We start from the raw sequence: 3,183 nt of genomic DNA, 5'->3' as shown, positions 1-3,183 counted from the left end.
CCCTATTCCCTGTGGGTGCATCTCCTAAAAGCTGTTTGACCCGGTGGTGCGTTACGGGACTGGCTCTCCCAACACTGGCGACCGTTAAAATCAGGGCAAGCCAGTCCCTAACGCACCCTACGCAACTACACAGATTTTTTCCCTATTCCCTGTGGGTGCATCTCCTAAAAGCTGTTTGACCCGGTGGTGCGTTACGGGACTGGCTCTCCCAACACTGGCGACCGTTAAAATCAGGGCAAGCCAGTCCCTAACGCACCCTACGCAACTTTTTTACTATTCTTCAACATCATAACCTTCAACTAACTAACCTTCAACCTTCAACTAACTAACCTGCTAACCTTCAAAAAAAATAGCCGCAGAAATACTATCCACGGCTAGGAATTTACCTTATGTCATTCAGTTTTCCAACCTATCCAAACGTGAGTGATCTTACACGACTCAACCGGATGGTTTTGCCGGGGGAAAACCCCCCAGCAATTTAACGTGTTAACGGAGTCTGAAGTACTTGGTGCTAATTGTTATGAATTCTCCCGGAACATCCGTCGGCTGCAGAGGACTCCACTCGGATATTTCGGTGTAGCCCAGTGCATAGAGGGTATGCATGGTATTAGTTATTGCCTTGCGGGAGCCTTTCAAAATGTGCTGAACACGGATTTTTTTGTTGGAAGAATCGTCTGGATTGTTCTCTGAATTTGTTGGAAATTCTGATGGCATAAGGTGAACCTTTGGTTTTTTATTTTCATATATAATAGTAATGATTATAATTTATATTGTCAAGGGTTTTTAGAAGTTTTTTTTTGAGGGGTAATGTAAAGAAATGCGATCGCTAAAAAAATGCGATCGCAAAAGCTTTTCAGCATTTAAATTGGGATACCTAAATTGCTGAAAGGCAAGAGGCAAGAGGCAAGAGGCAAGAGGCAAGAGGGAAAAAATCCTGTGTACCTAATTACTCTGAGAAAAGATATAATGGAAATGTTTAGCAAACTTAAATGAATTGTGATAATTTTTTCCCTTTGGGTGCATCTCCTAAAAGCTGTTTGACCCGGTGGTGCGTTACGGGGCGGGCTGTCCCAAAAAGGCGCGAAGAGGCGGAAAATGAGCCCGCCCCTAACACACCCTACGCAACTGTTAGATCATGTTATGACAATTACCCTTAATAAAAATCTCCCCCATCTCCCCATCTCCCCATCTCCCCACACTTCCCACACTTCCCACCCTCCCCACACTCTTCCCTACTCCCTACTCCCTACTCCCTACTCCCTATTTCCTATTCCCTTTTATTTCGGAAAAAACTGATTAACAGTACAACTAAAACCCGGTAGGATAGGAGAGGTTAGGGTATCTTGGCTGAAAAGGGTTGCTACTAATTTGAGCTGACTGTTTTCTCGGCGATAAACTTCGAGCTTGCGAGACCTCCAATCAGCAATCCAATATTCTTTTACGCCTCGTGAAGAGTAAAGTTTTAGTTTAGCTTCTCGGTCTCGTCTTTGGTCTTGTTGACTAGCAGATAAAACTTCGACTGCTAATTCTGGGGCACCAGTTAGATGTCCAGATTCGTCTAAGGTTAATGTATAGGTTTCTTGAGTAACCCAAACGACATCGGGAATAACATTATCGGATTCGGAAAACAGGACACCGGGACTAGGAATAGCTTCTCCTAAACCACTTGCTTCAGACCAAGCATCTAGCTGTCGAAAAATTTTGCCACAGGTTTGCTGATGTTTAGTATGAGGCGCTCTAGTCACAAATAATTCTCCATCAATGATTTCGTAGCGTGTTCCTTCATTTTCTGGTAGCAATTCTAGGTCATGGATAGTCCAGCATACTGTCTCATGTATTGCCTGATTCATGATTATTCTCTGTTAGCTTTATACTAATTATACTCCCGACTCCTGACTCCCGACTCCCTATTCCCATACTGTCAGAGTTAGATTACGAGCTAGGGAAGCTATAACTATAATGTTATCCTCGGGGCATACTTTAGAAAGTAATTATATTAACAAATGGAGCTAGAACAAAGAACAAAGAACAAAAAACAAAGGGAGCAGGAGTACGAGTCTAATTTTGATGGGAATGACGAAAATTGGTGAATTGACTTCTTTCAGAAGTCGGGAACAGGGAATAGGGAATAGGGAACAGAGAATGAGAGGCAGAGAATCAATATAAGTGGAGTGGGCATCCTGCCCGCCTGGAAATGAAACAGGCAAGATGCCCGTTCCACAGCCAGATGCCCGGATGCCCACTCCACAGCCAGATGCCCGTTCCAGAAAACTCTTCAAATCATTCGATTCTTAAGCAACACCCGGAAGCGAGGGGTATAGCGCTACGCGCAAGTCAGAAGTCAGAAGTCAGAAGTCAGAAGTAAGCTATGACTAAGTTTCGGAGTTTAGGAATGTCCTAATCTTAATGCGTAGTGCTATATTAGAAAAATATACTGGAGAGATTATCAGTAAAGGTACTAACCTCAACTCCCTCTACATTGGCGAGAAGGTCACCATCAGCAGCTATGATATTCACACTGCCATTAGACTGCTCAAAGGTAAGGGTGTTAGCATCACTAACCCCAAAGCGAGTTAACCCCAGTTGGAAATTTATCACTTTGTCATGTCCTTCACCTTCTTCAAGGGCAATGGTGTTGTTACCATTCCCAAGCTGGATGGTGTCTAGACCGGAACCAGAATCAATAGTATTGTTTCCGTCACCAGTGTTGATTACGTCATTTCCAGCACCGCCAGTTATGGTGTCATCACCGTCTAAACCCAAGAAAGTGTTGTTAGCTTCGTTACCGATCAGTTCGTCATTAAAATTAGTACCAAATACCCTTTCGATACTAATTAAAGTTTGTGCTACTTCCTGATCTTGCTCATCGGTGTAACTACCAGTGCCTTCAGCCAGATTCAGCTTAATACCAGAGTTGATTAGATCTTGAAAGTTAACGGTATCAAAACCTTCTCCACCGTCAAAATAGTTAACACCGGCACTGTCTCGGAAAATGTCATTTCCTGCGCCACCGACATATTTGTCATCACCGTTGTAACCCAAGAAAGTGTTGTGAGCCTCGTTACCAATTAGTTCGTCATTAAAATTAGTACCAAATACCCTTTCGATACTAATGAAAGTTTGTGCTACTTCCTGATCTTGCTCATCGGTGTAACTACCAGTGCCTTCAGCCAAATTGAGCTT

The 3,183-nt window shown here is 43.4% G+C and carries 4 protein-coding genes and 1 pseudogene; 1 reads left to right on the top strand and 4 read right to left on the bottom strand.

The genetic code is table 11. The features are described from left to right. Positions 1 to 486: 486 nt before the first annotated feature. Positions 487 to 714 (bottom strand): hypothetical protein, encoded by a 228-nt coding sequence (locus tag F6K51_RS19070; protein WP_293022924.1) that lies wholly within the window; start codon positions 712 to 714, stop codon positions 487 to 489. A 426-nt stretch (positions 715 to 1,140) separates the two neighbouring features. Between F6K51_RS19070 and F6K51_RS19065 the strand changes: the two genes are divergently transcribed. Beyond that, the gene (locus tag F6K51_RS19065) at positions 1,141 to 1,296 is read left to right on the top strand and encodes a hypothetical protein (protein ID WP_293022921.1); all 156 of its coding nucleotides are present in this window, start codon (positions 1,141 to 1,143) and stop codon (positions 1,294 to 1,296) included. On the opposite strand, the gene F6K51_RS19060 is transcribed toward F6K51_RS19065, so the two are convergent. From F6K51_RS19060 to F6K51_RS19050, 3 genes and pseudogenes are all read right to left on the bottom strand, one after another. Then, complete coding sequence (locus F6K51_RS19060) at positions 1,278 to 1,850, bottom strand: Uma2 family endonuclease (protein ID WP_293022918.1); 573 nt, start codon at positions 1,848 to 1,850, stop codon at positions 1,278 to 1,280. The genes F6K51_RS19065 and F6K51_RS19060 overlap by 19 nt on opposite strands. 159 nt (positions 1,851 to 2,009) lie before the next feature. Further along, positions 2,010 to 2,279, bottom strand: a complete 270-nt coding sequence (locus F6K51_RS19055) for a hypothetical protein (RefSeq protein ID WP_293022915.1) — start codon at positions 2,277 to 2,279, stop codon at positions 2,010 to 2,012. A gap of 142 nt (positions 2,280 to 2,421) precedes the next feature. Then, positions 2,422 to 3,183, bottom strand: a pseudogene (locus tag F6K51_RS19050) (hypothetical protein); the annotation flags it as partial.

The sequence above is a fragment of the Moorena sp. SIO3I8 genome (assembly GCF_010692325.1).
Taxonomy (GTDB): domain Bacteria; phylum Cyanobacteriota; class Cyanobacteriia; order Cyanobacteriales; family Coleofasciculaceae; genus Moorena.
The sequence above is the reverse complement of the archived record's forward strand: the minus strand, read 5'-3'. Positions and strand labels throughout refer to the sequence as shown.